Source organism: Curvivirga sp., from assembly GCF_965219885.1.
Lineage (GTDB): Bacteria > Pseudomonadota > Alphaproteobacteria > UBA8366 > Aestuariispiraceae > Curvivirga.
Genome location: NZ_CBDCOT010000009.1, coordinates 2327348 through 2351621, shown reverse-complemented (window position 1 = coordinate 2351621; position 24274 = coordinate 2327348). Strand labels below are relative to the sequence as shown.

24 protein-coding genes are annotated in these 24274 nt (G+C 42.3%); 15 read left to right on the top strand and 9 right to left on the bottom strand.

Features of this window, described 5'->3' with window-relative positions:
• Positions 1 to 20 precede the first annotated feature (20 nt).
• Positions 21 to 308: a co-chaperone GroES gene (gene groES, locus ACOQOA_RS16585; protein WP_420549711.1), complete on the bottom strand. Its 288-nt coding sequence runs from the start codon at positions 306 to 308 to the stop codon at positions 21 to 23.
• 300 nt (positions 309 to 608) lie between these two features.
• Here groES and ACOQOA_RS16580 point away from each other — a divergent pair, with 300 nt between their 5' ends.
• From ACOQOA_RS16580 to ACOQOA_RS16570, 3 genes are all read left to right on the top strand, one after another.
• Complete coding sequence (locus ACOQOA_RS16580) at positions 609 to 926, top strand: usg protein (protein ID WP_420549710.1); 318 nt, start codon at positions 609 to 611, stop codon at positions 924 to 926.
• A 126-nt stretch (positions 927 to 1052) separates the two neighbouring features.
• Entirely contained in the window at positions 1053 to 1784 is a 732-nt protein-coding gene (locus ACOQOA_RS16575) for a substrate-binding periplasmic protein (RefSeq protein WP_420549709.1), read from the top strand.
• A 57-nt stretch (positions 1785 to 1841) separates the two neighbouring features.
• Positions 1842 to 2564: a hypothetical protein gene (locus ACOQOA_RS16570; RefSeq protein WP_420549708.1), complete on the top strand. Its 723-nt coding sequence runs from the start codon at positions 1842 to 1844 to the stop codon at positions 2562 to 2564.
• Between the two features lie 3 nt (positions 2565 to 2567).
• On the opposite strand, the gene ACOQOA_RS16565 is transcribed toward ACOQOA_RS16570, so the two are convergent.
• Entirely contained in the window at positions 2568 to 3434 is an 867-nt protein-coding gene (locus ACOQOA_RS16565) for a hypothetical protein (protein WP_420549707.1), read from the bottom strand.
• A 149-nt stretch (positions 3435 to 3583) separates the two neighbouring features.
• On the opposite strand from ACOQOA_RS16565, the gene ACOQOA_RS16560 reads away from it, so the two are divergent.
• Positions 3584 to 5647, top strand: coding sequence for an FAD-dependent oxidoreductase (locus tag ACOQOA_RS16560; protein WP_420549706.1), 2064 nt, complete (start codon positions 3584 to 3586; stop codon positions 5645 to 5647).
• A gap of 95 nt (positions 5648 to 5742) precedes the next feature.
• Positions 5743 to 6420, top strand: coding sequence for a GNAT family N-acetyltransferase (locus ACOQOA_RS16555; RefSeq protein ID WP_420549705.1), 678 nt, complete (start codon positions 5743 to 5745; stop codon positions 6418 to 6420).
• A gap of 52 nt (positions 6421 to 6472) precedes the next feature.
• Here the strand turns inward: ACOQOA_RS16555 and ACOQOA_RS16550 are convergent, their stop codons facing one another.
• On the bottom strand, positions 6473 to 9925 hold the full coding sequence (locus ACOQOA_RS16550; RefSeq protein ID WP_420549704.1) for a pyruvate carboxylase: 3453 nt from the start codon (positions 9923 to 9925) through the stop codon (positions 6473 to 6475).
• A gap of 373 nt (positions 9926 to 10298) precedes the next feature.
• Here ACOQOA_RS16550 and ACOQOA_RS16545 point away from each other — a divergent pair, with 373 nt between their 5' ends.
• On the top strand, positions 10299 to 11600 hold the full coding sequence (locus tag ACOQOA_RS16545; protein WP_420549703.1) for an FAD-dependent oxidoreductase: 1302 nt from the start codon (positions 10299 to 10301) through the stop codon (positions 11598 to 11600).
• A 22-nt stretch (positions 11601 to 11622) separates the two neighbouring features.
• Here ACOQOA_RS16545 and ACOQOA_RS16540 read toward each other — a convergent pair whose 3' ends face one another.
• On the bottom strand, positions 11623 to 12270 hold the full coding sequence (locus tag ACOQOA_RS16540) for a class I SAM-dependent methyltransferase (protein WP_420549702.1): 648 nt from the start codon (positions 12268 to 12270) through the stop codon (positions 11623 to 11625).
• Between the two features lie 107 nt (positions 12271 to 12377).
• Here ACOQOA_RS16540 and ACOQOA_RS16535 point away from each other — a divergent pair, with 107 nt between their 5' ends.
• The 3 genes from ACOQOA_RS16535 (at position 12378) to ACOQOA_RS16525 (ending at position 14701) form a co-directional block, all read left to right on the top strand.
• Positions 12378 to 12569, top strand: a complete 192-nt coding sequence (locus tag ACOQOA_RS16535; RefSeq protein WP_420549701.1) for a hypothetical protein — start codon at positions 12378 to 12380, stop codon at positions 12567 to 12569.
• An 82-nt stretch (positions 12570 to 12651) separates the two neighbouring features.
• Complete coding sequence (locus ACOQOA_RS16530; protein ID WP_420549700.1) at positions 12652 to 14073, top strand: sensor histidine kinase; 1422 nt, start codon at positions 12652 to 12654, stop codon at positions 14071 to 14073.
• Between the two features lie 4 nt (positions 14074 to 14077).
• Positions 14078 to 14701 carry a DUF4136 domain-containing protein gene (locus tag ACOQOA_RS16525; RefSeq protein ID WP_420549699.1) on the top strand — a complete coding sequence of 208 codons (624 nt, stop codon included), beginning with the start codon at positions 14078 to 14080 and terminating at the stop codon, positions 14699 to 14701.
• A gap of 3 nt (positions 14702 to 14704) precedes the next feature.
• Here ACOQOA_RS16525 and ACOQOA_RS16520 read toward each other — a convergent pair whose 3' ends face one another.
• From ACOQOA_RS16520 to gatC, 4 genes are all read right to left on the bottom strand, one after another.
• Positions 14705 to 15403 carry a hypothetical protein gene (locus ACOQOA_RS16520; protein WP_420549698.1) on the bottom strand — a complete coding sequence of 233 codons (699 nt, stop codon included), beginning with the start codon at positions 15401 to 15403 and terminating at the stop codon, positions 14705 to 14707.
• A gap of 129 nt (positions 15404 to 15532) precedes the next feature.
• Complete coding sequence (gene gatB, locus ACOQOA_RS16515) at positions 15533 to 16990, bottom strand: Asp-tRNA(Asn)/Glu-tRNA(Gln) amidotransferase subunit GatB (protein ID WP_155155207.1); 1458 nt, start codon at positions 16988 to 16990, stop codon at positions 15533 to 15535.
• Positions 16991 to 17014: 24 nt separating this feature from the next.
• Complete coding sequence (gene gatA, locus ACOQOA_RS16510; RefSeq protein WP_420549697.1) at positions 17015 to 18493, bottom strand: Asp-tRNA(Asn)/Glu-tRNA(Gln) amidotransferase subunit GatA; 1479 nt, start codon at positions 18491 to 18493, stop codon at positions 17015 to 17017.
• Between the two features lie 13 nt (positions 18494 to 18506).
• Positions 18507 to 18794 carry an Asp-tRNA(Asn)/Glu-tRNA(Gln) amidotransferase subunit GatC gene (gatC, locus tag ACOQOA_RS16505; protein ID WP_420549696.1) on the bottom strand — a complete coding sequence of 96 codons (288 nt, stop codon included), beginning with the start codon at positions 18792 to 18794 and terminating at the stop codon, positions 18507 to 18509.
• A 229-nt stretch (positions 18795 to 19023) separates the two neighbouring features.
• Between gatC and ACOQOA_RS16500 the strand changes: the two genes are divergently transcribed.
• Positions 19024 to 19461, top strand: a complete 438-nt coding sequence (locus tag ACOQOA_RS16500; RefSeq protein ID WP_420549695.1) for a PAS domain-containing protein — start codon at positions 19024 to 19026, stop codon at positions 19459 to 19461.
• A 12-nt stretch (positions 19462 to 19473) separates the two neighbouring features.
• Here ACOQOA_RS16500 and ACOQOA_RS16495 read toward each other — a convergent pair whose 3' ends face one another.
• Positions 19474 to 19920, bottom strand: a complete 447-nt coding sequence (locus tag ACOQOA_RS16495) for a c-type cytochrome (protein ID WP_420549694.1) — start codon at positions 19918 to 19920, stop codon at positions 19474 to 19476.
• 116 nt (positions 19921 to 20036) lie between these two features.
• Between ACOQOA_RS16495 and ruvX the strand changes: the two genes are divergently transcribed.
• The 5 genes from ruvX (at position 20037) to ACOQOA_RS16470 (ending at position 24273) form a co-directional block, all read left to right on the top strand.
• Positions 20037 to 20507: a Holliday junction resolvase RuvX gene (gene ruvX, locus ACOQOA_RS16490; RefSeq protein ID WP_420549693.1), complete on the top strand. Its 471-nt coding sequence runs from the start codon at positions 20037 to 20039 to the stop codon at positions 20505 to 20507.
• Between the two features lie 21 nt (positions 20508 to 20528).
• Positions 20529 to 21464, top strand: a complete 936-nt coding sequence (locus ACOQOA_RS16485; protein WP_420549692.1) for an AEC family transporter — start codon at positions 20529 to 20531, stop codon at positions 21462 to 21464.
• 77 nt (positions 21465 to 21541) lie between these two features.
• Positions 21542 to 22120 (top strand): TetR/AcrR family transcriptional regulator, encoded by a 579-nt coding sequence (locus ACOQOA_RS16480; RefSeq protein ID WP_420549691.1) that lies wholly within the window; start codon positions 21542 to 21544, stop codon positions 22118 to 22120.
• A 47-nt stretch (positions 22121 to 22167) separates the two neighbouring features.
• Positions 22168 to 23235: a 2Fe-2S iron-sulfur cluster-binding protein gene (locus ACOQOA_RS16475; RefSeq protein WP_420549690.1), complete on the top strand. Its 1068-nt coding sequence runs from the start codon at positions 22168 to 22170 to the stop codon at positions 23233 to 23235.
• Between the two features lie 66 nt (positions 23236 to 23301).
• Positions 23302 to 24273, top strand: a complete 972-nt coding sequence (locus tag ACOQOA_RS16470) for an aspartate carbamoyltransferase catalytic subunit (RefSeq protein ID WP_155155216.1) — start codon at positions 23302 to 23304, stop codon at positions 24271 to 24273.
• The last annotated feature ends 1 nt before the right edge of the window (position 24274 follow it).

The window sequence follows — 24274 nt, the reverse complement described above, 5'->3', positions numbered from 1 at the left end:
TCTAAAAGTGTTTTGTCCGATTAGGACAATACACCCAAGATGTCGCTTTCTTTCATGATCAAGAACTCTTCGCCGTCCAATTTGATCTCTGTACCGGACCATTTGCCGAACAATACAGCATCACCAGCTTTTACGTCCAACGCACGGAATTCACCGTCGTCGCCACGTACGCCGTTGCCTGCAGCAACAACTTCACCTTGCATTGGTTTTTCTTGTGCGGAGTCTGGCAAGATAATGCCGCCAGCTGTTTTTTCTTCTGCGTCTACGCGACGAACAAGAACACGATCATGTAAAGGTCTGAATGCCATCAGATAAACCCTCTCATATAATAAGACAAAGGTTACGGGTGTCCTTCCAAAATGAACAAACACCCTGTTCAAATTTCGGGAAGTTTATCTTCCCTTGTAACTTCCATTAGCACTCTCAAAGTGAGGCTGCTAACAAAAGCGACCGAAAAACAGATAATCCTTCCCATCCCCCTTTTCAAGTGATTCTGGAAAATTTTGTCAGCACTCTCCGATATACAGTGCTAATTCATTGAAAATATTAGGAAAGATTTTAAAAATAGTTTATACTGAATGTATCGAAAATAAATATGGAGGATGCCTATGACAGGTCCAAATCAACCAAAATCCCCTACCATTAACTCAATACAATCGGAGCCGTCCGATTTGGAATTACAGTTACAAGGTTATCGTTTGGCTACGGCTGAATTCCTTTATCATATGCCAGATCATCCAACGATCTTACAAAGTTTTATCTGGCAAACCTATGACCTGCTTCCTGATTATCCCGAAATTCATAAGCTTATAAATTTCTGGGAAGAAAATATTGATGGGCCCTTACATTCTGTACATGTAGCCAGTTGTGACTTGCTAACCCCGGGTGATGCGAGATTTGCAGATGTAATTTATCAAATACATTAAAAACAATTCTTGCATGAATTTTGTGATGCTTTATGATCCCCTGCTAATAAAGCGAATTATTTCAGGGGGCAAGCATTGCGGTATTATAATATTACCGTGGGTATAATAAGCTTTTTTCTATTCTGTATGAGTGAGTCAGTCAGTCATGCCGACCATACAGCAGGCCATATCCACAGACCACAGATCTTCTTATCGGAAATCCCACCACTGATCATGCGGGTGAAAAACGAAGATGCCGGCATGTTGGTCGATTTAAGCTATGCATTGATTGATGAATTGCAATCCACAGGCTTGGATATCCGTCCGTCCCCAAAAATCCTGCCCTGGGCAAGAGCTTATAAATTGGTACAAAACACACCAAACGTCATTATGCTTCAAATGGCACGTACACCCTATCGGGAAGATTTGTTTCATTGGGTAGATAATACCACAGATGTATCTTGGTCATTTGTCACAACAATAGGCCCTGCGATCAATACAATTGAGGAAGCCAAAAAACTGGACTCAATTGCTGTTTACCGAGCAAGCAGAATTGAAGATCAGCTACGCGAGCTAGGTTTTGATGAAAATCTCGCACCGAACAACAACAGTCATGCCAGTGCAAGAATGTTGAATGGTAATCGGGTTCAGGCTTGGTACACGTCAAAACATGCAGCACAATGGTTGTATAATTCCGGCGTTTTAAAAAAGAAACCGATCATCGGAAAGCCGATTATTACAGTTCCATTGTGGATGATCGTTTCCAAATCCACGTCTCCAGAGATGCTCGGTATTTTCAAAAAAGCTATTCGTAAATTAAAAAAAACGGGGCTAACTAAGGCCTTAAATTTAAAATATAAACTTGATGAAAATCGTTGATTTATCTTCCGAATTACCTTCCTATTTTCAATTCGTTTTGAGGAAGGGGAATATAAGATGAAATCAATCTTGGTAAAAATTTCATTACTTTTAGTAGCTACTTTAACAATTTCAGCCTGTCAGACAGCTACCTATGTACAAGATCGCCCATTGATACTTAGCAAAGGCGCGGCACAACACTTCGAGACTTTTTTAGAGGATAGCAAATCATCCGAATATTATGTTGATGTTTTAGGTCGATATTCGACCTATTATTATTGCCCAGATAATCGCTGTCGCCCAGGATTTCGGAACCAAAATATCGCGTCATGTGAAAGAGATAGCGGCACTGCATGTGGATTATTGGCAACCAAGTCTTACATTCATTGGAAAAATGTTGGTAACTTTATGCCATTCCAGTCAGAAATTGTTTACCAGACATATGGCGACTATTTTTATGATGGAAAAATAACAAAAAAATCTAATCGTGATATCTCAGATATTAAGGGTACAGGCCCAATTCAGTTATCAAATTATGTGGCTCAGAAACTGGTCAACTTCGTTGATCAAATCGGAGGCGAGAAAGACTTTTATGTCACATTAGATGGAAGACATGGATATTCATCGACCACTAGCAACAGGTTTCTAGCTTTGGAGAATTGTAAACAGGCAAGTGAAGATAAAGAATGCTATTTGCTCGCTACACGCAATAAAATTGTATGGAACGAGCCTGGTAATTTTATGCCAGCCAAACTAAAGGCTATCAAAGACGCTTACGGTGATTTTTATTTCGATAAATAGCCTTTAAAACTTATGCCAGTATTTAGCCGGGATAGCTTTGATACGATCAGAAATTTCGGGATTGATCATTTCAAAGTTTTTCCGGCCTGTTGGTTTCACAATCTCAAAAACCTGCCTAATTTGGGGATGTGAGTTAAACAATTTCATATAGGCGCCACTATCATAGGCTGCCTGAATTCCTTCCATTAATAAATCATGTTTTCTCTGAGCTGATTTTTTAAAATAGAAGAACTGTCCATAAGGATAGTGAACCATCAAACTATCATCAACGGTTAGATTGGGTAATAAATCAGCATAACTATTAATTTCTAAATAAGCTTCGCCAATACCGCGATTAAAGGCATCATATCGTCCCTTGGCAAGCATTAACCACAAGTTCCGATAACTTGCTGCTTCCACCCGAAACCCATTTGCTCTAAAGATTTCTGTATCGGGCCATCCAATACCAGACCCCACAACAACTTGTCCTTTAAGATCTTCTAGGGTCTCTATTGAATGAAACATATCTTTGCTGTCATCACGAATTGCAAAGATGCGATACCCTAAAATACCTCTCGAAATCGGGATATCCAACTGCAGAAAGCGTTGTTCTTTGTCTCTAGAATATCCGCCGATGCTGAAATCAATCTCTGAGTTTTCGTCTTCTAAAAACCTGAAAATTCGATCCTGCGATACTTCTAAACGTTTAATCTCAAAACTATGGCTTCCCGGAATATGTTGGAGAGCCAATTCAACAACACTTTCCTGATACGAAGAAATTTGTTGATCATAATTTTGCAAGCCGAGAATAAATTTCTCCGCCTTTGACGCACTTACATCAATAATTAGAATACTAATAAAATTCAAAATTAAGAGTTTGATTTTCTTCATTTTTATACAGCTTTCTAGCCATCCCTGTTTTTACGAACAGTATGAAATCCTTCTTCACCTCACAAGTCTTTTCTGTCATATTTTTTTCTGGATTTATTTTCTAAATAGTTTTATTAAATGATCGTTTAATAAATTCAGGATCACACAAAATGCCCCGCAATCCCAATTATGACCTACTTTTTGAACCAATAAAGATTGGTCCAGTCACTGCAAAAAATCGTTTCTATCAAGTTCCTCATTGCACAGGTATGGGATATGATCGACCGGAAACTCAAGCGGGTATGCGGGGCATCAAAGCAGACGGTGGATGGGCCGTTGTGAACACAGAATACTGCTCCATTCATCCGAGTTCTGATGATACACCTCATAGCCATTGCACTCTATGGGATGAAGGCGATATTCGTAACCTTGGCAAAATGGCTGAAAAAGTTCATGAACACGGTGCCTTAGCTGGTGTAGAGATGTGGCATGGCGGTCCTGCTACTAATAATATGATGAGCCGCATGCCAGCTATCGGAGCAGCAAGTACTTATTCCTTCACAGGCCCTATGCAATGTCGAATCATGGACCAACAAGATATTCGTGATTTACGTCGATACCATGTAGAAGCGGCAAAACGCGCGATGCAGGCTGAATTTGACATCGTATATGTATATGCTGGTCATCATTACCTTCTGCATCAATTTCTTAGTTCTCATACCAATAACCGGTCCGATGAATATGGAGGCAGTGTAGAAAATCGAGTACGCTTGGTTCGTGAAATTCTAAAAGAAGTGAAAGATACCGTTGGACATCGTTGTGCCGTTGCCACCCGCTTTTCCGTTGATAGCGGCTTAAGTGCAAAAGGCACAGAACCAGAAGATGAAGCGCGGGAAATGGTATCAATTCTCGCAGATATTCCAGATCTTTGGGATGTTGTGATTGATGACTATAGCATTGAAATGGGGCCATCTCGCTTCATTGGCGAAGCACCAATGGAACCATTTGTATCTTATGTAAAAAAAGTAACACAAAAACCAGTTGTTGGTGTCGGACGTTTTACAACACCTGACACTATGGCTCGCATGGTAAAAAAGGGTATTCTTGATCTTATTGGTGCGGCGCGCCCTTCCATTGCGGATCCTTTTATCCCTAATAAAATCAGTGAGGGCCGAGAAGACGAAATTCGTGAATGTATCGGTTGTAATATTTGCTATGCGCATGATTTTCATTCAGCCCCCCTTCGATGCACACAAAACCCAACCATGGGTGAAGAATGGCGCCGCGATTGGCATCCAGAAAATGTACCACCGAAAACCACTGACGAGCCAATCCTAGTTATAGGCGCGGGTCCAGCAGGTTTAGAAGCTGCCCATATCCTTGGCAAACGCGGTTATCCAGTTACACTTGCAGAAGCTACAAAAGAATTAGGGGGACGCGCTTTAAAAGAAAGCACCCTGCCCGGCATGTCAGAATATGCACGCGTAAAGGATTATCGAATTTATCAACTACAACAAATGGCAAATGTCAGCATGTATCTGGAAAGCCCATTAACGGCCCCAGAAGTTCTAGAATTCGGTTTTTCCCGCGTGATTATCGCAACAGGGGCTAAATGGCGCCGCGATGGTATGGGGCGCAGTTATCAACTTCCTCTTCGCACTTATACCGGAGAAAATCTATTCACACCTGATGACATCATGAACAACAAGCCATTACCACCAACAGGACATACTGTTATCTTTGATGACGAACATTATTATATGGCAGCAGTCATTGCAGAACGAATGATTGAACTTGGTGAAAGCGATGTGACGCTTGTTACTTCTGCCGGACGTGTGGGAGATTGGTCAGAATATACAGGGGAACAATTTCAAACACAGGCGCGCCTCATTGAGCTAGGCGTAAATATTATCGTATCCCATACAGTTTCAGAATATCATGATAACACAGTCACACTGGATTGTGTTTATTCTGGTAGGCAGCAAAAATTGGCTGCAACCTGCTTTATTCCTGTGACCTCTCGCATGCCAAATGAAGGCCTTTATCGAGACCTTAAAGATAATCCTGATGCCCTTGAAAAAGCAGGTATTACCCATCTGTCACGTATTGGGGATTGTGATGCCCCGCGCATTATCGCAGCGGCCGTCTTTGATGGCCATCATATTGGACGCACTATTGATGATCCAGAAAAAGAGGATGTCCCCTACCTACGAGATCGTGCTTTGGTTCAATAAGTCACAAGTGGTCCTTATTAAACTCTTTTTCCTTGTACTCATAATTGCCACAGATTAAATCTGATTTGGATTGATTGAGAAAATGGCTTCAATTTATGATGATACAGAAAAAAGATTTAGGGACATCCATTTCTAAAAATAAATGGCCCAACCCAGATCGATTAGTTTTTAACGGTCGATATATGCATTTGGAACCACTTCGGCCTGAGCACGGTCAGCTATTATGGCCCAGTGTAACTGAAGCGGAAGAAAGCTTTGACTATTTGCGTTATGGCCCTTTCGCTGATGTCAATGATTTGACGGAGCTACTTGATGATCTCTCTAATCGTGCAGATCAACCTTTCTGGCTTGTTACGCCGAAAGGCTCTGAACCACTTGGCTGGCTCTCAATTTGTGATATTTACCAACAAGATAGTAGCATAGAGATCGGGAGCATTTGGTTCTCACCTAAGCTACAAGGTAGTGCCGCCTCAAGAGAAGCTATATTTACATTAATGAAATATGTTATGGATGATCTTGGCTATGAACGGCTAGTCTGGCGATGCCATGCTCAAAACAAAAACTCGTTTAAAGCAGCCTTAAATCTAGGCTTCACTCATGAAGGCAATTGGCGCAACGCTGCGATTGTGAAAGGCTGGCAAAGAGATATTGCATGGTTTTCAATTCTGAAATCGGAATGGCTTATTACAAAAGACAAAATAGAAAAATGGTTAGCCCCTGATAATTTTGATCCAACAGGTAGACAAATAAAACGGTTGAACGAAATAAAATAAAAAAAACCGGAGAAAATTTTCTCCGGTTTTTTAATGTCACTATCGGTCAATCTTAACCGATTTTCAAATTCACCAAAAGGTCTTTTGACTGAACTTGCGAGCCAACATGTACATTGATTTTGTCAACAATACCGTCAGCCTCTGCATGGATTGCTGTCTCCATCTTCATTGCTTCGATAGATAGTAATACATCACCTGCATAAACTTCCTGCCCTTGTTGCACAGCAATGCTGGAAATCATGCCCGGCATTGGTGCCGGTACATGGGCTGGATTACCCTCTTCCGCTTTCAAATGAACATTCGCTGAAGACGCCAATGACTTATCTGCAATCTTCACTGTACGTGGTTGACCGTTTAATTCGAAGAAGACTGTACGTTCACCATCTTCATCCGCTTCACCTGTATTCAAGTAACGAATGATCAGAGTTTTACCTGCTTCGATTTCAACGGTAATTTCCTGCCCAGTTTCCATACCATAGAAGAAGGTTGCAGTTGGTAACACTGACACATCCCCATAAAGCGCGCGATGCTTGGAATAATCTTCATACACTTTTGGATAAAGCTGATGCGCAGATACATCACGTTCACCGACATGCTCACCAAATTTGTCTTTCATAGAAGAAAGGGCTGCATCCAGATCAACAGGTGGCAAATGTGCACCAGGGCGATCTGTATTTGCTTTTTCGCCTTTCAGAATTTTCTTTTGTAATTCTTCTGGGAAACCACCAACAGGCTGGCCAAGATCACCACGGAATAAAGCCACAACAGATTCAGGGAAAGCGATTGGCTTATTTGGATCTTCTACATCTTCACGGGTCAGATCTGAAGACACCATATAGATTGCCATATCACCAACAACTTTAGAACTTGGTGTTACCTTAACGATATCGCCAAACATGTCGTTTACCTCTGCATAAGCTTTGGCAACTTCAGGCCAGCGATGTTCGATACCTGTGGCACGAGCTTGCTCACGAAGGTTCGTGTATTGACCACCCGGCATTGCGTGCAAGTAAACCTCAGACGCACCAGAACGAATATCACTTTCAAAGCCTTCATAATTCTCTCGAACAGATTCCCAGTAACGGGAAATGGTACGAATGGCTTCTTCATCCAAGCCCGGATCACGATCACTGTCTTTCAAAGCAGACACGATAGAGCCAAGGTTTGGTTGGGATGTTAGACCAGAGAAACTGTCCATCGCACTATCAAACGCATCCACACCCGCATTCACAGCCGCAATTACAGATGCCGCTGCGATACCAGATGTATCATGTGTGTGGAAATGCAGTGGAATACCAACTTCTTGTTTTAATTCAGTCACAAGCTTGGAAATCGCTGCTGGTTTTGCAACACCAGCCATATCCTTAATACCAATGATATGTGCACCTGCTTTTTCAAGCTGCTTTGCCATATCAACATAATATCCAAGCGTATATTTATTGTCGCCCTCAGCCAGCATATCACCTGAATAACAGATTGTACCTTCGCATAGGGAACCGGATTCAATCACAGCATCCATAGCAACGCGCATATTTTCAACCCAGTTCAAACTGTCAAATACACGGAAGATATCCATGCCAGCCGCAGAAGCTTCCTTCACGAAGTGCTGAACTACATTATCTGGATAGTTGGTGTAACCAACCGCGTTAGAGGCGCGTAATAACATTTGGGTTAGCATATTTGGCATGCCTTCACGAAGACGCGCCAAACGATTCCACGGATCTTCCTTCAAGAATCGATAAGCAACGTCAAATGTCGCACCGCCCCAACATTCCATAGAGAAAATCTCAGGTAACATTCGTGCATAAACAGGCGCGATTTGTAACATATCAAATTCACGCATACGTGTCGCAAGCAAGGATTGATGCGCATCACGCATGGTTGTGTCCGTCACCAATGCTTTAGGTTCAGACAACATCCATTTGGAAAAACCTTCCGCACCTAATTCTTCAAGCTTTTGCTTATAGCCTGCAGGTGCAGCTGCAAGCATATCCACTTTTGGAACTTCTGGCATAGTCAGACGTTTCGGTTTGATACGACCTTCAACTTCTGGATTACCATTTACGATTACATCCCCAACAAAACGCAACAAGCGTGTCGCACGGTCACGACGTTTCGGGAAATGGAATAATTCAGGTGTGTCATCGATAAAACGGGTTGTATATTCCGCGGTTTTAAATTTCGGATGATTGATCAGGTTCTCTAGGAAAGCCAAATTGGTCGCCACGCCACGGATACGATACTCACGTAAGGCACGATCCATACGGGATTGCGCTTCTTCGGGTGTTGCCCCCCATGCGGTTACTTTTTCCAACATGGAATCAAAGAATGGTGTGATCACGGCCCCAGAATAAGCGGTTGATCCATCAAGACGGATACCAAAACCATTAGCCCCACGATATACTTTGATACGGCCATAATCGGGAATGAAATTGTTTTCAGGATCTTCTGTTGTCACTCGGCATTGCATCGCATGGCCGCGCAAATGAATATTTTCCTGCTGTGGAATACCACAATGAGAATCGCCGATTTCAGCCCCTTCCGCAATACGGATTTGAGCCTTCACGATATCAATACCAGTAACAACCTCGGTGACTGTATGTTCCACCTGAATACGTGGATTTACTTCGATGAAATAAAACTTATCTGTTTCAGCATCCATCAAAAATTCAACGGTACCGGCATTTTGGTAATCTGCTGCATGTGCTAGCTTCAACGCAGCCTGACAGAGAGAAGCGCGACTTTCATCCGTCATATATAGACCGGGTGCGCGTTCAACTACTTTTTGGTTACGACGCTGGACCGTACAGTCACGTTCAAAAAGATGGACAATATTACCATGACTATCACCAACGATCTGTACTTCCACGTGGCGCGCATTACGAACCAGTTTTTCAAGATATACTTCGTCATTACCAAAGGCAGCTTCGGCTTCGCGACGTGCGGTTTCAACTTGATCTGCCAATGTATCTGCAGATTCAATAACGCGCATACCGCGACCACCGCCACCCCAGCTGGCTTTCAACATCAATGGATAACCAACTTCGTCCGCAAGCTTTTCAACTTCGGCTATATCACGTGGTAATGGACCAGTCGCCGGCATTACAGGCACATCAGCTTTCTCAGCCAATTCACGCGCCGCAACTTTACTGCCCAGCAAACGCATAGTATCACCAAGCGGTCCAACAAAAGTCACCCCTGCGGCGCGACATTTATCTGCAAATTCAGGGTTTTCTGAAAGGAATCCATAACCTGGGTGAATCGCATCAACGCCCTTGGTTTTAGCAAGTTGAAGAATGTCATCCTGATCAAGATATGCCTGTACAGGGCCTTTACCTTCACCAATCATATAACTTTCATCTGCTTTAAATCGATGCAGAGAAAAACGATCTTCATAGGAATAGATGGCTACCGTTTTAATGCCTAGTTCATTGGCAGCACGGAAAATGCGGATCGCAATTTCACCACGGTTAGCAACTAGCAGTTTTGTGATTGTTTTTGTCATTTTAATCATCCCGTCCTAGCTTCCGGCTATTTGTTTTTTTATGCCGAAAGGTGTTTGTCGTATCCCCACGCGCGCATTGTGCAATGCAGCAAAATTTTTGACAATCAAAAACCACCAAAAACTTTGCTTCCTAATTTTCATAAATCAGGATTGCTGGAAAATAGCCAATTTTCACCTGGTTTGAATAAAAACTTTGCGACAAAATACAATAGGGTTACGGCAAATATCACATATGATTAGAAAAAGCCGCCTCAATGGATCGTTTTTTCCTTATCGACCCCGGTCGAATATTGCGATTTAAAATTATTGTCTTGAAGAAAAGAGTTTGCCATCTTACATCCAATTTAAAGCTAAGGGTTTAAGAGAAAAAGATATGACACTGAAAATTGCTGTTATCGGGGCCGGCCCTTCCGGCATCTATGTAGCCGAAGGCATCAAAAAAAAACTGCCTGATACAATGGTTGATTTCATCGAACGTCTACCAACGCCATTTGGTTTGGTTCGCTTCGGTGTTGCCCCAGATCATCAAGGGACAAAAAAAGTCATTAACCAATATGAAAAATTCTTTGATCAAGACGGTATTCGCTTGATCGGTAATGTTGAGGTTGGCAAAGATATTTCCGTTCAAGATCTTCAAGAACATTATGATGCTGTCGTTATTGCCAATGGCGCACGCGAAGATAAAAGACTTGGTATTCCTGGTGAAGATCTAGACGGTGTTTATGGTTCTGCTGCTTTCGTAAGCTGGTATAACAGTCATCCTGATTACAAAGACCTTTCCCCTATTCCCGAACATGCAAAATCAGCTATTGTCATCGGTAATGGTAATGTTGCCATTGATGTGGCACGTATCCTTGTTAAATCTGCTGAAGAAATGTCCGATTCTGATCTTGCGGATTATACACGCGCTGCGATTGATAAAGCTTCAATTAGTGATGTTGTTATTGCAGGTCGCCGTGGTCCAGCAGAAGCAAGCTTCACCCCACCCGAATTGCGTGAATTGGGTAAATTGGAACATGCGTTGCCTGTCATAGAAGGCGCTGTTATTCCCGATGAGCTTCCATCGCATATAGATACGAGCCAACCAGCAGGCCGTATTAAGGGCAAAGTATTAGATATTTTCCGAAGTTTCACGGAAATGGAACGTGATGGCAAAGATAAAACTATCCACCTTCAATTTCTTGCAAGTCCAACAGCTTTCCTAGGTGAAGAAAAAGTTGAAGCTGTTCAGTTTGAACGGATGGAGTTAAACGAAGATGGCAAACCAACAGGCACTGGGGAGCTTTTTGACATCCCTGCTGATTTGGTTGTCTCGGCGATTGGATATTATTCCCAGCCTCTGGCAGGTGTCCCTTTTGATGAAAAACTTGGTCGTTATCCAAATGAAGAAGGTTTAATCCAAGATAATTTATATGTTGTCGGTTGGGGAAAACGTGGACCATCGGGCACTATCCCAACGAACCGTCCATGTAGTTTTAAAACGTCACAAATCATTATGGATCAAATTACAGCTAATCCTGCAAAACAGGGTGGTCAAGCAATAGATAAGCTACTTGCAGAAAAAGGATGCAAAGTAACTACTTTTGCTGATTGGAAAGCTATTGATGCGGCCGAAACTAAAACTGAGGCACGTCAGAAAATTGCCTCAGTTGATGAAATGTTAGCGATCATCTGATAAACAACATTGCGAAGAAGATTTACTTTCGTAAAAGTATTGTAAATTCCTTCTTCGCTTTATCTTCCATTAGAGTTAGGTCACTAGATAATTCCTTCTTGCAGAAATTATAGATGTCTTTCCTATTTGCGTAATAGGTCCATTCCAGACGCTTCTTCTGTTTGGCGTCATGTAAGTTAAACCCCATCCCCTTTTTACTGTGATCAAAAAGATGTCGTAAGCTTTCCTTCACATAATTTGTCCAGACATCATCTTCCGCTGTTCCTTTCATGTTAAAGGTACCTGAACAGAAGGAATAGTCGCAAATCTGTTGTGTTTGATAAGACCAGTTAAAATGCGCCCGACTATCTGTTATGCGTGCTTTAGTGTTCACAATCATGTCCCGACAGATATCTGATCCATAATATTGAAAATGCCCATCATTAAACTTTTCAGCATTTAAATAGTCAAATAAAGCACCATAGCCACAACCAAGATCGTTGATTGTAACTTCCTGATTGGTATTCATTTCATCGATCACCTTGCAAAGTGTGGCAAATCGCTTTTCCTGCCCTTTCGCATCAGCCCATAACACGCCTGTTGGTGAAGGCCCGTGTTCATTGAATTGCATACTATAACCAGCAGCAACCAGTTCAAGGAATGGAGGAATATCATTATTGAAAATAAGCAACGAATAACCTGTTTTTTCGTGAAACCATGAAATTTTACATTAACCAATCCAATTTATGCTATGCTGCGTAGAACATAACAAGATGATATTTAACAGGAGGATTTCATATGTTGTATTCTTTTGCCCCATTGGAAGCAGATCGTCTTAAAGCAATTCAAGCTTTAGAGAAAGAAGTCGGCGCGCCGTTAGTAGCCATGTCGGCGATTAAAGCGGAACCTGTGGATATGGACGAAGATAAACTCGCAAAGATCAAAAAACTAGAAGATGAACTTGGCGTTGTTTTAGTCGCAGTTCAATAATTTTACCCCTTTCGATATCATTGCAATCGTCTAATATTCCAGCTAAGACAGGAAAAATAAAATGTTTTAGCCGGGATAAAAGATGATCCAAATTACGGATTGCGATAGACATCTAACAAAGCAGAACCTTCAGTTTCCTGAAGACGTTCGCAAAGATCTGAGATGGGAAGCGATCAAGACTCTGAACAAGCGCTCCCTGCCAGGCATATTTTTCTTATATGTTGGCCTTGTTTATCTTGGTCTCTACATCCCTGTATTACCTGGATATGAAGACGCATTTTCTTCATTATTTGTTTTAGGTTTGGCATTGGTTTCCCTGCGGCTGATGACATCTTACATTGTCCTCAATAGCAAAAACATTGAAAATCTACGAAGATTTGAAATCTCTTTTTTCCTAAGCATTTCAAGCATTAGCCTATATTTCAGTTTGGTTATGGCATGCCTGTTACATGTATATGGATTTGAATGGTATACATGGCTGTTCTTTATTTATCTGGCATGTGTCACTGTCGGGGCATTTTCTTCCTTTTGTTTTTGGCGAAAACTCGCCATCACCTATATTTTATTGGTAATGTTACCGACTGCGGTCGCAACGTTTACACTCTTCACAGATATCGGAAATATCGTTGGTGTATGCGCGTTGCTTTATTGCCTTTTCATCCTCATTCAAGTCCGTGTCTGGAATAAGGAATATTGGGATAATCGTATCCATCAATATCTGCAAAACCAACGCACAGAAGAACTTGTTGAAGAAAAACTGATTTCAGATCAAGCAAACCAGACAAAATCCAAATTCTTATCATCTATGAGCCACGAATTGCGTACGCCGTTAAACGCGATTTTGGGCTTCTCTCAGCTTTTGCGTATCAGTCGTCATAGTGACTTAAACGAATATCAGCAAAAAAATGTAGACCAAATCATTCGATCTGGCGAACTTCTATTAGGCCTCATTGATAGCGTTCTGGATTTCTCACGAATGGAATCAGGACGCACCCCTTTAAATCCAGAAGCATTTTTTCCTAATGATGTCATGCGCGAAAACCTTGAAATGCTTCGCAATATCGCAAAAGAGAAAGAAGTCACTTTAAATGGAAAGAGGCAATCTAATAAGGGGATTTATGCAGATCGATTACGCTTCAAACAAGTCATGGTAAACTTAATGACCAATGCCATTAAATATAACAATAGAGGTGGTCATGTTGAATTTGGTTGCATTGATCTTCCAAATGGAAATGTTGAGATCTATGTGGAAGATACAGGCAAAGGTATTGCACAAAATCAACTAGATAACATTTTTGAGCCTTTTGAACGTCTAGACGCTGTAAATTCTCAAATCGAAGGAACTGGTATCGGCTTAACCATTAGTAAAAAGCTTATTGAAACAATGGGTGGTAAAATCCATGTCAGCAGCGAAGAAGGTATCGGCAGTAGATTTAGCATTGAAATGCAAGCCGCTGATCCCGATATGATATCTAAGGAAAGCCAACCCGTATATGAGATTTAAGACCATGTTTCGATTTCTTGCAATTTCATCCTTACTATTTATTGCAGCTTGTGCGCGCTTGACCGGGGATGTCCAATCCTTCTCCGAAATCACCGAAGATGATAAAACGAAAACCTTAATCGTGCATGCTTTCCCGGAAGAATTACGAAGTAGTCTTGAATATAAAACCTACAAACAAAAGTTGGAAAACCATCTTTCCGGACAAGGCTTTCAAATCGTTCAAGATGAACAAGAAGCAGACCTTATTGCTTTTTTCAACTACGGCATAAATGACGGGATTGAGATTAAGGATGATAGCTATGGCTATCCATCGGTAACCTTTGGCGGCGGATATGGCTCTGGCGGTGGTGGGCATGTGAGTACTCGCTACACCATTCCGATCTATACAACAGGTGCCAGCACCAATCGCACCTATGACAGCTATACGCGTAAGATTGCACTAGATATCGTCGTAAAAGACAGCTTGGAAAACGAAGCAGGCCCCACAGTACTTTACGAAGGTCGCCTACGTTCCAAAGGTCGCTGCGGCGTCCTCTCCGAAGTGATGGACGAAATGCTCACCCTCCTTTTTGAGAAATTCCCGGATCAAAGCGGAAAGGCCTCCATCAAACAGGAGGCCGATTGTTAAAAATTAATTCTCAGCACGTGCTAACGCTGCTTGGATTTCTGTATCATTTAAAAATTCAGTCAGCAAATCCGCGTATTTTTGCGCATGAATACCAAATACGTCGTAGAATCCAGAAGAGTAAAATCTCGTTTCATCTACCTCCATATCTTCATACCAATGTGCAAATTTTTTCGTGAAAAGCAGTTCTCCATTAGCGCGGATAACAGACACATCAAAATCATATCTGTATTCTAAACTAAAACAACAATCATATCTGGAGTGATTTATCTCAATTAATAAAGCTGGATTTCCTTCAGCTACCAACGCTTGAACAGATTTTAATTTATCTGTCCCAGCTTCAAGACTAACAACTTCGACATTACTTCCCCTGCCTTTAAGAGAATCTTGCACCTTCAAAGAAAGATACATTGCAAAAGATTGGTTTTCGGGCTCACTTTCACGACGAAGACTATGAGGAACTCCAAAGCCTGCTCTTGTAATTCCCTCAAACCAAGGCTCTTTATTTCCATTAAGAATGAAATCTCGCCTATCAACAGTAGCTACGGAAAGTTTTTTAATGTTTACTCCCTCATAGCTAGGTATTCCCTCCACATGCGCAAATTTCGGAGCGCAAGCAGCTAATGTGAGCAAGCCTAATAAAACCAGTAATCTTTTAAATACATTTGAAATTGTCTGGTCATGTCCAATAATTTGGTAGAACATTTTTCTTCCCCTCGTATTATTTTATAAATTTATAGATGAGGGATAGTTTAGATTCCGCCATTCATCTACAAAAAAGCGCGAAAATTTCTTTTCGCGCTTTTTTCTTCTTATTCAGAAAGATAACCAGCTTTAACCAGCTAGTTTTTCTTTCAAGATTTTGTTTACCACGCCCGGGTTGGCTTTGCCTTGGGACGCTTTCATGGTTTGACCAACGAACCAGCCGATCAGCTTTTCGTTACCGCCACGATATTGTTCGACCTGACCAGGGTTATTGGCAATAAGGTCATCAATGATAGCTTCAATAGCACCTGTGTCGGTGATCTGTTTTAAGCCTTTTTCTTCAACGATGTCTTTCGCCATTTTACCGGTAGAGAACATATCGTCGAAAACGTCTTTGGCGATTTTACCAGAAATAGTGTCATCTTTGATCAAGCCAACCAATTGGCCCAAGTTTTCCGGTGTCACGGGGCTGTCTGTAATGGACATGTCCGCTTTGTTCAGACGACCAAACAATTCGGAAATCACCCAGTTTGCTGTCAATTTAGGATCACCACCTGCATCTACAGCCTGCTCATAATAAGCAGAGTTTTCTGTTTCCGCAGTCAAGACACCCGCATCATATGCAGGCAGACCAAAATCACTGATGAAACGGTTTTTCTTCACATCTGGAAGTTCTGGCAAGTCAGCCGCCAATTCATCCACCCAAGCTTGTTCCAGAATAACTGGCAACAAATCTGGGTCTGGGAAATAACGATAGTCATGCGCGTCTTCTTTGGAACGCATGGAACGTGTGATGCCTTTTGCTGTATCGAACAGGCGTGTTTCCTGATCGATGGAGCCGCCTTCTTCAAGGATTTGAACTTGGCGTTTTGCTTCAAACTCAATCGCTTGTTTCATGAAACGAAGGGAGTTCAGGTTTTTGATCTCACAACGTGTACCATATTCATCACCCGGCTTACGCACAGATACGTTTACGTCTGCACGCATGGAACCTTCGGCCATGTTACCATCACAAGACCCAATGCAGCGCACAATAGAACGAATCTTTGAGACATAAGCTGCTGCTTCTTCAGGGCTGCGCATATCCGGGTCAGATACGATTTCCATCAAGCAAACACCTGAACGGTTCAAGTCGATGTAAGATTGTGTTGGATGTTGGTCATGGATAGATTTACCCGCATCTTGTTCCAGATGCAGGCGTTCCACGCCAATTTCCTTTGTTGAACCATCTTCAAGGTCGATTGTGACTTTACCGCGTTTTACGATTGGCTCTTCAAACTGGGAAATCTGATAGCCTTGTGGCAAATCGGCATAGAAATAGTTCTTACGCGCGAATACAGATTTCAAGTTAATTTCACAGCCCATCGCAAGGCCAGTACGCACACCTTGACGCACGCATTCTTTGTTTACAACTGGCAACATACCCGGCATCGCCGCATCAACGAGGGATACCTGTTCATTAGGGTCCGCCCCGAATGTTGTAGCCGCACCAGAAAATAGTTTCGCGTTGGAAGATACCTGCGCATGGATTTCCAAGCCCATTACCACTTCCCAATCGCCTGTATTGCCTTTGATCATATAGGTCATTGCAATTCTCTTCTCTTTAATCTCTTAACCAGCCATGAATTGAGGTTTTGCCTCAAATCCAGCAGCTTGTTCCAGCGCGAAGGCTGTACGTAACACAGTTTCCTCATCAAATGGTTTACCCAACAATTGCAAACCAAGTGGCAAGCCGTTGCTGTCCAAACCAGCAGGCACAGAAATACCCGGCAAGCCTGCCAAGTTTGCTGTCACTGTGAATACGTCATTCAGATACATGGAAAGCGGATCGCTATTCTCACCTTTTGCAAATGCCGCAGAAGGTGTGGAAGGTGTTAACAACACATCACAAGATTTCCATGCATTGTTAAAGTCTTCGGCGATACGTGTACGCACTTTTTGTGCTTTCAAATAGTAAGCATCATAGTAACCCGCAGAAAGTACGTAAGCACCAATCATCACACGGCGTTTAACTTCGTCACCAAAGCCAGCTGCGCGGGTTTTCTCATACATATCATCCAAGCTATCGCCTTCATCACAAACACGAAGACCATAACGCACCCCGTCGTAACGAGACAGGTTGGAAGAAGCTTCCGCAGGTGCCACGATATAATAAGCTGGTAGTGCATATTTTGTATGAGGCAAGGAAACATCAACAATTTCTGCACCGGCTGCTTTCAACCATTCAATACCTTGTTGCCAAAGCTTTTCGATTTCCGCAGGCATGCCGTCCACGCGATATTCTTTTGGAATACCAATGCGAAGACCTTTCACGCCATTCTCCAAGGAGGCTTCGTAATTCGGCACAGGCACATTTACAGAAGTTGCATCTTTTGGATCATATCCTGCCATTGCTTCCAACATGATGGACGCATCACGTACATCGCGTGTCATTGGACCTGCTTGGTCTAGTGAACTTGCGAAGGCCACAATACCCCAACGGGAACAACGACCATATGTCGGTTTGATACCAACAGTACCAGTCAATGCCGCAGGCTGACGGATGGAACCACCTGTATCAGTACCTGTTGCTGCTGCAACTGCATGAGCCGCAACTGCAGCAGAAGAACCACCAGAAGAACCACCAGGTACCAAATCTGTGTTATCGCCTTCACGCTTCCAAGGATTAACAACATCACCATAGAAAGAGGTGATATTCGCAGAGCCCATCGCAAATTGGTCAAGGTTCAACTTACCCAACATAGTCGCGCCGGATTTCCACAAATTTGTTGTTACTGTGGATTCATATTGTGGTTTAAAACCATCCAGAATATGGCTGGCAGCGGTTGTCAAAACATCTTCAGTACAGAAAAGGTCTTTGATCCCCAAAGGAATACCTTCCATGATACCTGCTTCACCCTTGGCGATACGATCATCAGATGCTTTTGCCATTTCCAATGCTTTTTCAGGTGTTTCCGTAATAAAAGCATTTAGTGGGCGCGCTGCTTCAACAGCTGCGTTATATTCTGTCGCAAGTTCAACAGCACTGAATTCTTTATTCTTTAGACCTTCGCGTGCTTGGGCAATGGTCAGGCTTGTTAATTTAGTCATCTAACCTATCCCCTTATTCAACAACTTTAGGCACAGTGAAGAAGCCCATGTTTGCATGTTCGCTATTTGCCAAAACACGATCAGGATATCCACCATCACTAACAACGTCATCACGCTGGAACATTTCATGCTCAATCGCAGATGTCATTGGCTCTACACCATCTGTATCTACTTCACCAAGCTGTTCAACAAAGCCGATGATTGTGTTGAGTTCACCAGCCAAAGGCTCCAAATCTTCTTCAGGCACGCGAATACGCGCCAATTTCGCAATTTTCGCGACTGTATTCTTATCGAGCGACATCCGCTCCATCTCCATTTTCTTATGAGGCACAAAGTGCAAAATGATATGTGCAAGCGCTACTGCCCGACACATAAGTTTAAACCGTCGAGGAAACTAACACCCTCTATAGGGGAACGCAACGCAAATACCATAATTTGATTTTCATAATCACCTCCTAAATTAACCATTTGTTATATTTTTATATGTAAGGATGTCTTGGCTGCAAAAATTGGGGGAAGATTAATCACCTATGAAGATCACAAATCTGGATAGTGTCCTGCAATATTGGAAGGACAAAAAGGGAGAGCGCATCGCCCCTAGTCGCCAAGACATTGACCCTGTTGATTTTCCACGTATTTGGCCAAATACTGTTATGTACAAGGTTATTCACCCAGACATTTCAAATGATAAATTTGATTTTCAAGTCACACGTATCGGCGGCGCTATTGTATCCATGTGGGGATGTGATCAAACAGGCCGTTATTTCGATGATATATTTGCCTCACCCTATAACGAACAAACCCGTGAACTTTTTGAAATCGCTGTGAGAACAGCTCAACCTTCTATTGTTGAACTTGATGCAGGCTGGTTGGGTAAGGAACATATAAAATATAAGCGCCTTACCCTTCCCTTGTCCGATGATGGTCAAACCGTTAACCGATTATTCCTATATCTTGTCTTTGAATAAATTGAGTAAACTTTAGTCTTTCTTAAACTGCTTATGACAAGCACCACATGTACCGCCGATTGCCTTAAATGTAGCAATGACAGCATCTGGATCACCAGCAGCCTCATTTAAAGCCATACCAAGCTCTGACAATTTGGTATTATAGCCTTTAAACTTGTCCCATTCCTGCCAGATTTCAGGTAGAGCCTCACTTGGTCCATGAATAGAATCTTTAGGAAATTTGGAAAGTAAAACTTCACCGGTATTTTGCCGGATAATCTTAGCTTGCTCTATCACAACCTGACTATCCATTTCCTTTTGCCCCTTCACCATTGGGGCTAAGGTTTTCATAACGGACTTTAGATTTTCCATCATATCCATACGCTCTTTTACAACGCCCGTCGCCCCTTCATGGGCGAAAACTGTTCCCGTGAGAAAGATGGCACTGACAAGACCTGTCACAAATAGCTGACCACGCATATTTTTAATCCTTATATGTTTATAATTTTCCTCTTATATAGAATGTCTTTTTTCTGAATGGAATAGAAAAGAATATTCCCGTTGCTTTTCGCGCTATCCAAAGGCATAAGATCAATATGTTTGTAGAAGTTAAAGATATTGCAGGTCTCCTGCTACCGGGACAGACTTTATTGGGTCTGGATCTGGGTTCTAAAACCATTGGTATGGCGATTTCCGATCCGGCGATGCGCATCGCTTCCCCTATCGGAACAGTGAAGCGCACTAAATTCACCAAAGATATGGCGGAGCTCGCTAAAAAGATTGAATTACATAATGTCGGTGGTTTGATTTTTGGTATGCCATTGAATATGGACGGTACTCAAGGTCCACGCGCGCAATCCACCCGCCAATTTGCCTGGAATTTAAAGCATAACGGTATGGATTTACCAGTTGCCCTTTGGGATGAACGTTTATCTACGGTGGCCGTTGAGCGTGTGTTAATTGAACAGGCCGACATGAACCGAAAACGCCGTAGCGAAGTCGTTGATAAAGCCGCCGCTTCCTATATCCTGCAAGGGGCGCTCGATTTCATCATTGAGACTATGTAACAATAACAAACAGTTAAATCTATGTTTTCCATTACCCTGACAATCGCCCCGGTCTTCTTACTTTTAATGGTAGGTTTCGGGTTACGTAAGTCGGGGTTCATTGGACCGGAAGTTTGGGCTGGCCTTGATAAGGTCGTGTATTGGGTCCTATTCCCTGCGCTTTTATTTACTAAGACTTCCATTGCCCCACTGGGAGGCGATATTTTCTGGCCTTATCTGACAAGTTTAGAAGCAGGCATATTTCTAAGTGGTGTTTTCATCTGGTTGATGATCCCGCTTTTTAAAAAGAAATATACTAAAGAATCCATGGGCTCCATTTATCAAGGGGCAATCAGATATAATACTTATATCGGCTTTGCGATTTTAGTTGCGATAGAAGGCCCGGAAGCTCAATTCCTTGGTGCCCTTGCCACCGCCGTGATGGTACCTTTTGTAAATGTGTTATGCGTCAGCACTTTAACCACATTACATGGCGACCCTGACACCCATCTCTTTAAACGCATCATGAAGGAACTCTATCGTAATCCATTGTTGCGTGCGATTGCTGCGGGTGTTGCATGGAACTTAACCGGTTTAGGACCAATTCCAGTTATCACCGACACTTTGGAATCCATGTCCAGCGCAACGCTTGCGATGGGGCTATTAAGTGTTGGTGCAGGTTTGCAACTTCGCGCCCTTAGAACCGCCAGTTTACCAATCATTTTATCCTGCATAGGTAAATTCTTTATTCTGCCTGCCGTCACCGCAATAGGTTTATATCTATGGGGTATCACTGGTTTACCAGCCTTTACGGCTTTCCTATTTGCTTGCCTACCAACCGCAGCATCAGGATATGCCTTAGCAAAACAACTTGGCGGTGATGTACCCTTGATTGCAGGATTGATCACAATCCATACCTTGGTTTCCATGGCTTTGATGCCATTTGTGATTTTATTAGCCCAATATCTTTATATGTAAGCAATCCGCTTTTCATCTTGAAATGATCTTTAGCTTTACAATATATTGTCAATAATGATAATTAATGGAAATTAATCATGGCAAGACCAAGTCTAAAAGATCAACGCAGTGAAGAAATTCTTGATGCCTATGTGATTTGCGCCGCCCGCTTTGGGTTGGAAGGCGCGACGCAGGAACGTATTGCCGAACAGGCAGGTGTACAGCGTACGATTTTACGCCATTACCTAGGTAATAAAGATGACATGCTAAAAGCCTTGGCTGTACATGTAATTGATCAATTTCAAGGCCAAACAGAGTTAATGGATCAAGCTTTACAGGCAAGTGATAAGAAAGAACAGCTATTAGATATCCTGTTTGCTTCTGGTGTTATATCTAACATGAATTTGGTACTCGTTTATCAGGCATTGGTTGCCCGGTCTGAACAAGATGCAGAATTAAAGCCTCTTTTGTTAAGTAGTTTAACCAGTTTCATAAGTTGTATAGAGAAGTTCTTAAAACGAACATCGTCATGTGAGGATACAGACCGCATTTTTGCAGTAACTCAGGGCGTGATTGCTATTTATTTCAACAAAGACGCTTATAATCCACTGCATCCTCCCCAAAGATGGGAAGACGGCAATATAAAGGCTGCAAATCTACTTCTTGAATTATTGTGATATATCCCTTTTATTAGTCGCATTAAACAAATTGCGAGAAATTAAAAATGAATATCGGCTTCCTTAAATCCAAAGTGAAAGAAATACGGTCTGAACTTGAAAAGGATGCTAAAACAATCATCTTTGATATTCATCCCCAATATGCGGTTTTGTTTCACTGGAAATCTGGACAACATGTGAATGTGCAATTTGATCCGCAAGGACAAGATATTCGTCGCAGTTATACGATCTCTTCTTCACATGTGCTTGGTGAACATCTCGCGATAACGGTCAAACGTATAAAAGACGGCGTTGCTTCCAACTATATTAATGACAAACTGAATGAAGGCGATGAAGTTTGTATAACGCCACCTAACGGAAATTTCTTTGTGGAACCTGATGCAAATGCCCAAAGATGTCATTATTTTTTCGGGGCTGGATCCGGAATTACACCTTTATTTTCCATGTTTAAAACCATTCTTGCTAAAGAGCCTAATTCTCAATGCTTTTTGTTATATGGAAATAAAAACGAAAATCAGATTATCTTTCATGATGCTTTAGAAGAGTTGAAAGAAGAATATGCAGGACGTTTTGTTATCAAACATATCCTCTCTGAACCAAATCAAACATCTGATTTTAATGCTTGGCGTTCTGGACGCATAAACGCAATTGCTGTTCAGGATTTCATTAAGGAATCCCATTCCAACACACAAGATACAGAATATTATATCTGTGGGCCGGATAGCATGAACGAAGATGTCACAAATGCATTAAAGGGTCTCGACATACCAGAAACCCGAATCCATTTCGAAAGTTTCACACCTAAATCAGGAACCGGTCAAAAATCTGATATAATGATGGATAGTCAGGTAGAAGTGAACCTCTATGGACGTGTTGAGTATTTAAACGTGCCTGAAGGACAATCCATATTGGAAGCCATGCAAGATGCCCAGATGGATCCACCTTACTCATGTCAATCTGGCTTATGTGGCAGCTGTAAAGCCCAATTAAAACAAGGTACTGTCACAATGGAAAATCCTGAGGCCTTAACGCCCAATGAAATTAGTTGCGGTACAATTTTGACTTGTCAGGCTAGAGCAACATCCGAGACTTTGGACGTCGAATTCGAATATTAAAAAACTATCATTTTGATGAGTCATTTTCCTTGCAAAATCCTATAATATTTATAGGGTGCACTTTTAATGACTGATATCCATGACAGCACATTATTTCCCCACCCCCATCTTCTGGGCATAGAGGGACTTTCGCCTCAAGACATCACACAGATTCTTGATCTCGCAGATCATTACGCAGAGAGAAATCGCCAGCGCAAGCCAAAGCTGACACGCATGAATGGCTTGAATGTGATTAATCTTTTCTTTGAGAATTCCACACGGACCAGCACCTCCTTCGAATTGGCAGGAAAACGTCTTGGCGCCGATGTGATTAATATGATGGCAAGTAGCAGCTCCATCAAAAAGGGCGAAACCCTTATTGATACTGCGATGACACTCAATGCCATGCATCCAGACGTTCTGGTTGTCAGAAACGGTGAATCTGGTTCGGTTAAACTTCTTTCTGAAAAAGTAAAATGCGCTGTTATCAACGCAGGCGATGGACAGCATGAACATCCCACACAAGCGCTTTTAGATGCCTTAACCATCCGTCGTCGCGTTGGACGCTTAAATAATCTGACAGTTGCAATCTGTGGCGATATTGCCCATAGCCGTGTCGCACGTTCCAACATCCACCTTCTTCACACAATGGGTGCACGTGTCCGTATCGTCGCACCACCAACTCTGTTACCGGGTGCTTCTGATCGTTTGGGCGTAGAAGTTTATACCGATATGCGTGAAGGCCTTAAAGATTGTGACATCGTGATGATGTTACGTCTTCAACTTGAACGTATGCAAGGGTCCTATGTCCCCTCAACACGTGAATATTTCCGCTTCTTTGGGTTGGATCAGGAAAAACTATCTTATGCAAAACCCGACGCTTTGGTGATGCATCCCGGTCCGATGAACCGTGGGGTAGAGATTGATGCTGATATCGCAGATCATGTAGATCGGTCAGCTATCTTGGATCAAGTAGAAATGGGCGTTGCTGTACGTATGGCCTGCCTTGACCTGCTTACCCGACCAATCCAAATTAAAGACGAAGAGAAAGGGGCATAAC

Coding starts and splice junctions, on each gene's coding strand:
- ACOQOA_RS16560 (WP_420549706.1), top strand. CDS start 3,584: ATGCCCCGCAATCCCAATTATGACCTACTTTTTGAACCAATAAAGATT.
- ruvX (WP_420549693.1), top strand. CDS start 20,037: ATGTTTGTAGAAGTTAAAGATATTGCAGGTCTCCTGCTACCGGGACAG.
- groES (WP_420549711.1), bottom strand. CDS start 308: ATGGCATTCAGACCTTTACATGATCGTGTTCTTGTTCGTCGCGTAGAC.
- ACOQOA_RS16475 (WP_420549690.1), top strand. CDS start 22,168: ATGAATATCGGCTTCCTTAAATCCAAAGTGAAAGAAATACGGTCTGAA.
- ACOQOA_RS16555 (WP_420549705.1), top strand. CDS start 5,743: ATGATGATACAGAAAAAAGATTTAGGGACATCCATTTCTAAAAATAAA.
- ACOQOA_RS16565 (WP_420549707.1), bottom strand. CDS start 3,434: ATGAAGAAAATCAAACTCTTAATTTTGAATTTTATTAGTATTCTAATT.
- ACOQOA_RS16545 (WP_420549703.1), top strand. CDS start 10,299: ATGACACTGAAAATTGCTGTTATCGGGGCCGGCCCTTCCGGCATCTAT.
- ACOQOA_RS16520 (WP_420549698.1), bottom strand. CDS start 15,403: ATGTTCTACCAAATTATTGGACATGACCAGACAATTTCAAATGTATTT.
- gatC (WP_420549696.1), bottom strand. CDS start 18,794: ATGTCGCTCGATAAGAATACAGTCGCGAAAATTGCGAAATTGGCGCGT.
- ACOQOA_RS16570 (WP_420549708.1), top strand. CDS start 1,842: ATGAAATCAATCTTGGTAAAAATTTCATTACTTTTAGTAGCTACTTTA.
- ACOQOA_RS16495 (WP_420549694.1), bottom strand. CDS start 19,920: ATGCGTGGTCAGCTATTTGTGACAGGTCTTGTCAGTGCCATCTTTCTC.
- ACOQOA_RS16575 (WP_420549709.1), top strand. CDS start 1,053: ATGAGTGAGTCAGTCAGTCATGCCGACCATACAGCAGGCCATATCCAC.
- ACOQOA_RS16500 (WP_420549695.1), top strand. CDS start 19,024: ATGAAGATCACAAATCTGGATAGTGTCCTGCAATATTGGAAGGACAAA.
- gatA (WP_420549697.1), bottom strand. CDS start 18,493: ATGACTAAATTAACAAGCCTGACCATTGCCCAAGCACGCGAAGGTCTA.
- ACOQOA_RS16480 (WP_420549691.1), top strand. CDS start 21,542: ATGGCAAGACCAAGTCTAAAAGATCAACGCAGTGAAGAAATTCTTGAT.
- ACOQOA_RS16525 (WP_420549699.1), top strand. CDS start 14,078: ATGTTTCGATTTCTTGCAATTTCATCCTTACTATTTATTGCAGCTTGT.
- ACOQOA_RS16485 (WP_420549692.1), top strand. CDS start 20,529: ATGTTTTCCATTACCCTGACAATCGCCCCGGTCTTCTTACTTTTAATG.
- ACOQOA_RS16470 (WP_155155216.1), top strand. CDS start 23,302: ATGACTGATATCCATGACAGCACATTATTTCCCCACCCCCATCTTCTG.
- ACOQOA_RS16535 (WP_420549701.1), top strand. CDS start 12,378: ATGTTGTATTCTTTTGCCCCATTGGAAGCAGATCGTCTTAAAGCAATT.
- ACOQOA_RS16580 (WP_420549710.1), top strand. CDS start 609: ATGACAGGTCCAAATCAACCAAAATCCCCTACCATTAACTCAATACAA.
- ACOQOA_RS16550 (WP_420549704.1), bottom strand. CDS start 9,925: ATGACAAAAACAATCACAAAACTGCTAGTTGCTAACCGTGGTGAAATT.
- gatB (WP_155155207.1), bottom strand. CDS start 16,990: ATGACCTATATGATCAAAGGCAATACAGGCGATTGGGAAGTGGTAATG.
- ACOQOA_RS16530 (WP_420549700.1), top strand. CDS start 12,652: ATGATCCAAATTACGGATTGCGATAGACATCTAACAAAGCAGAACCTT.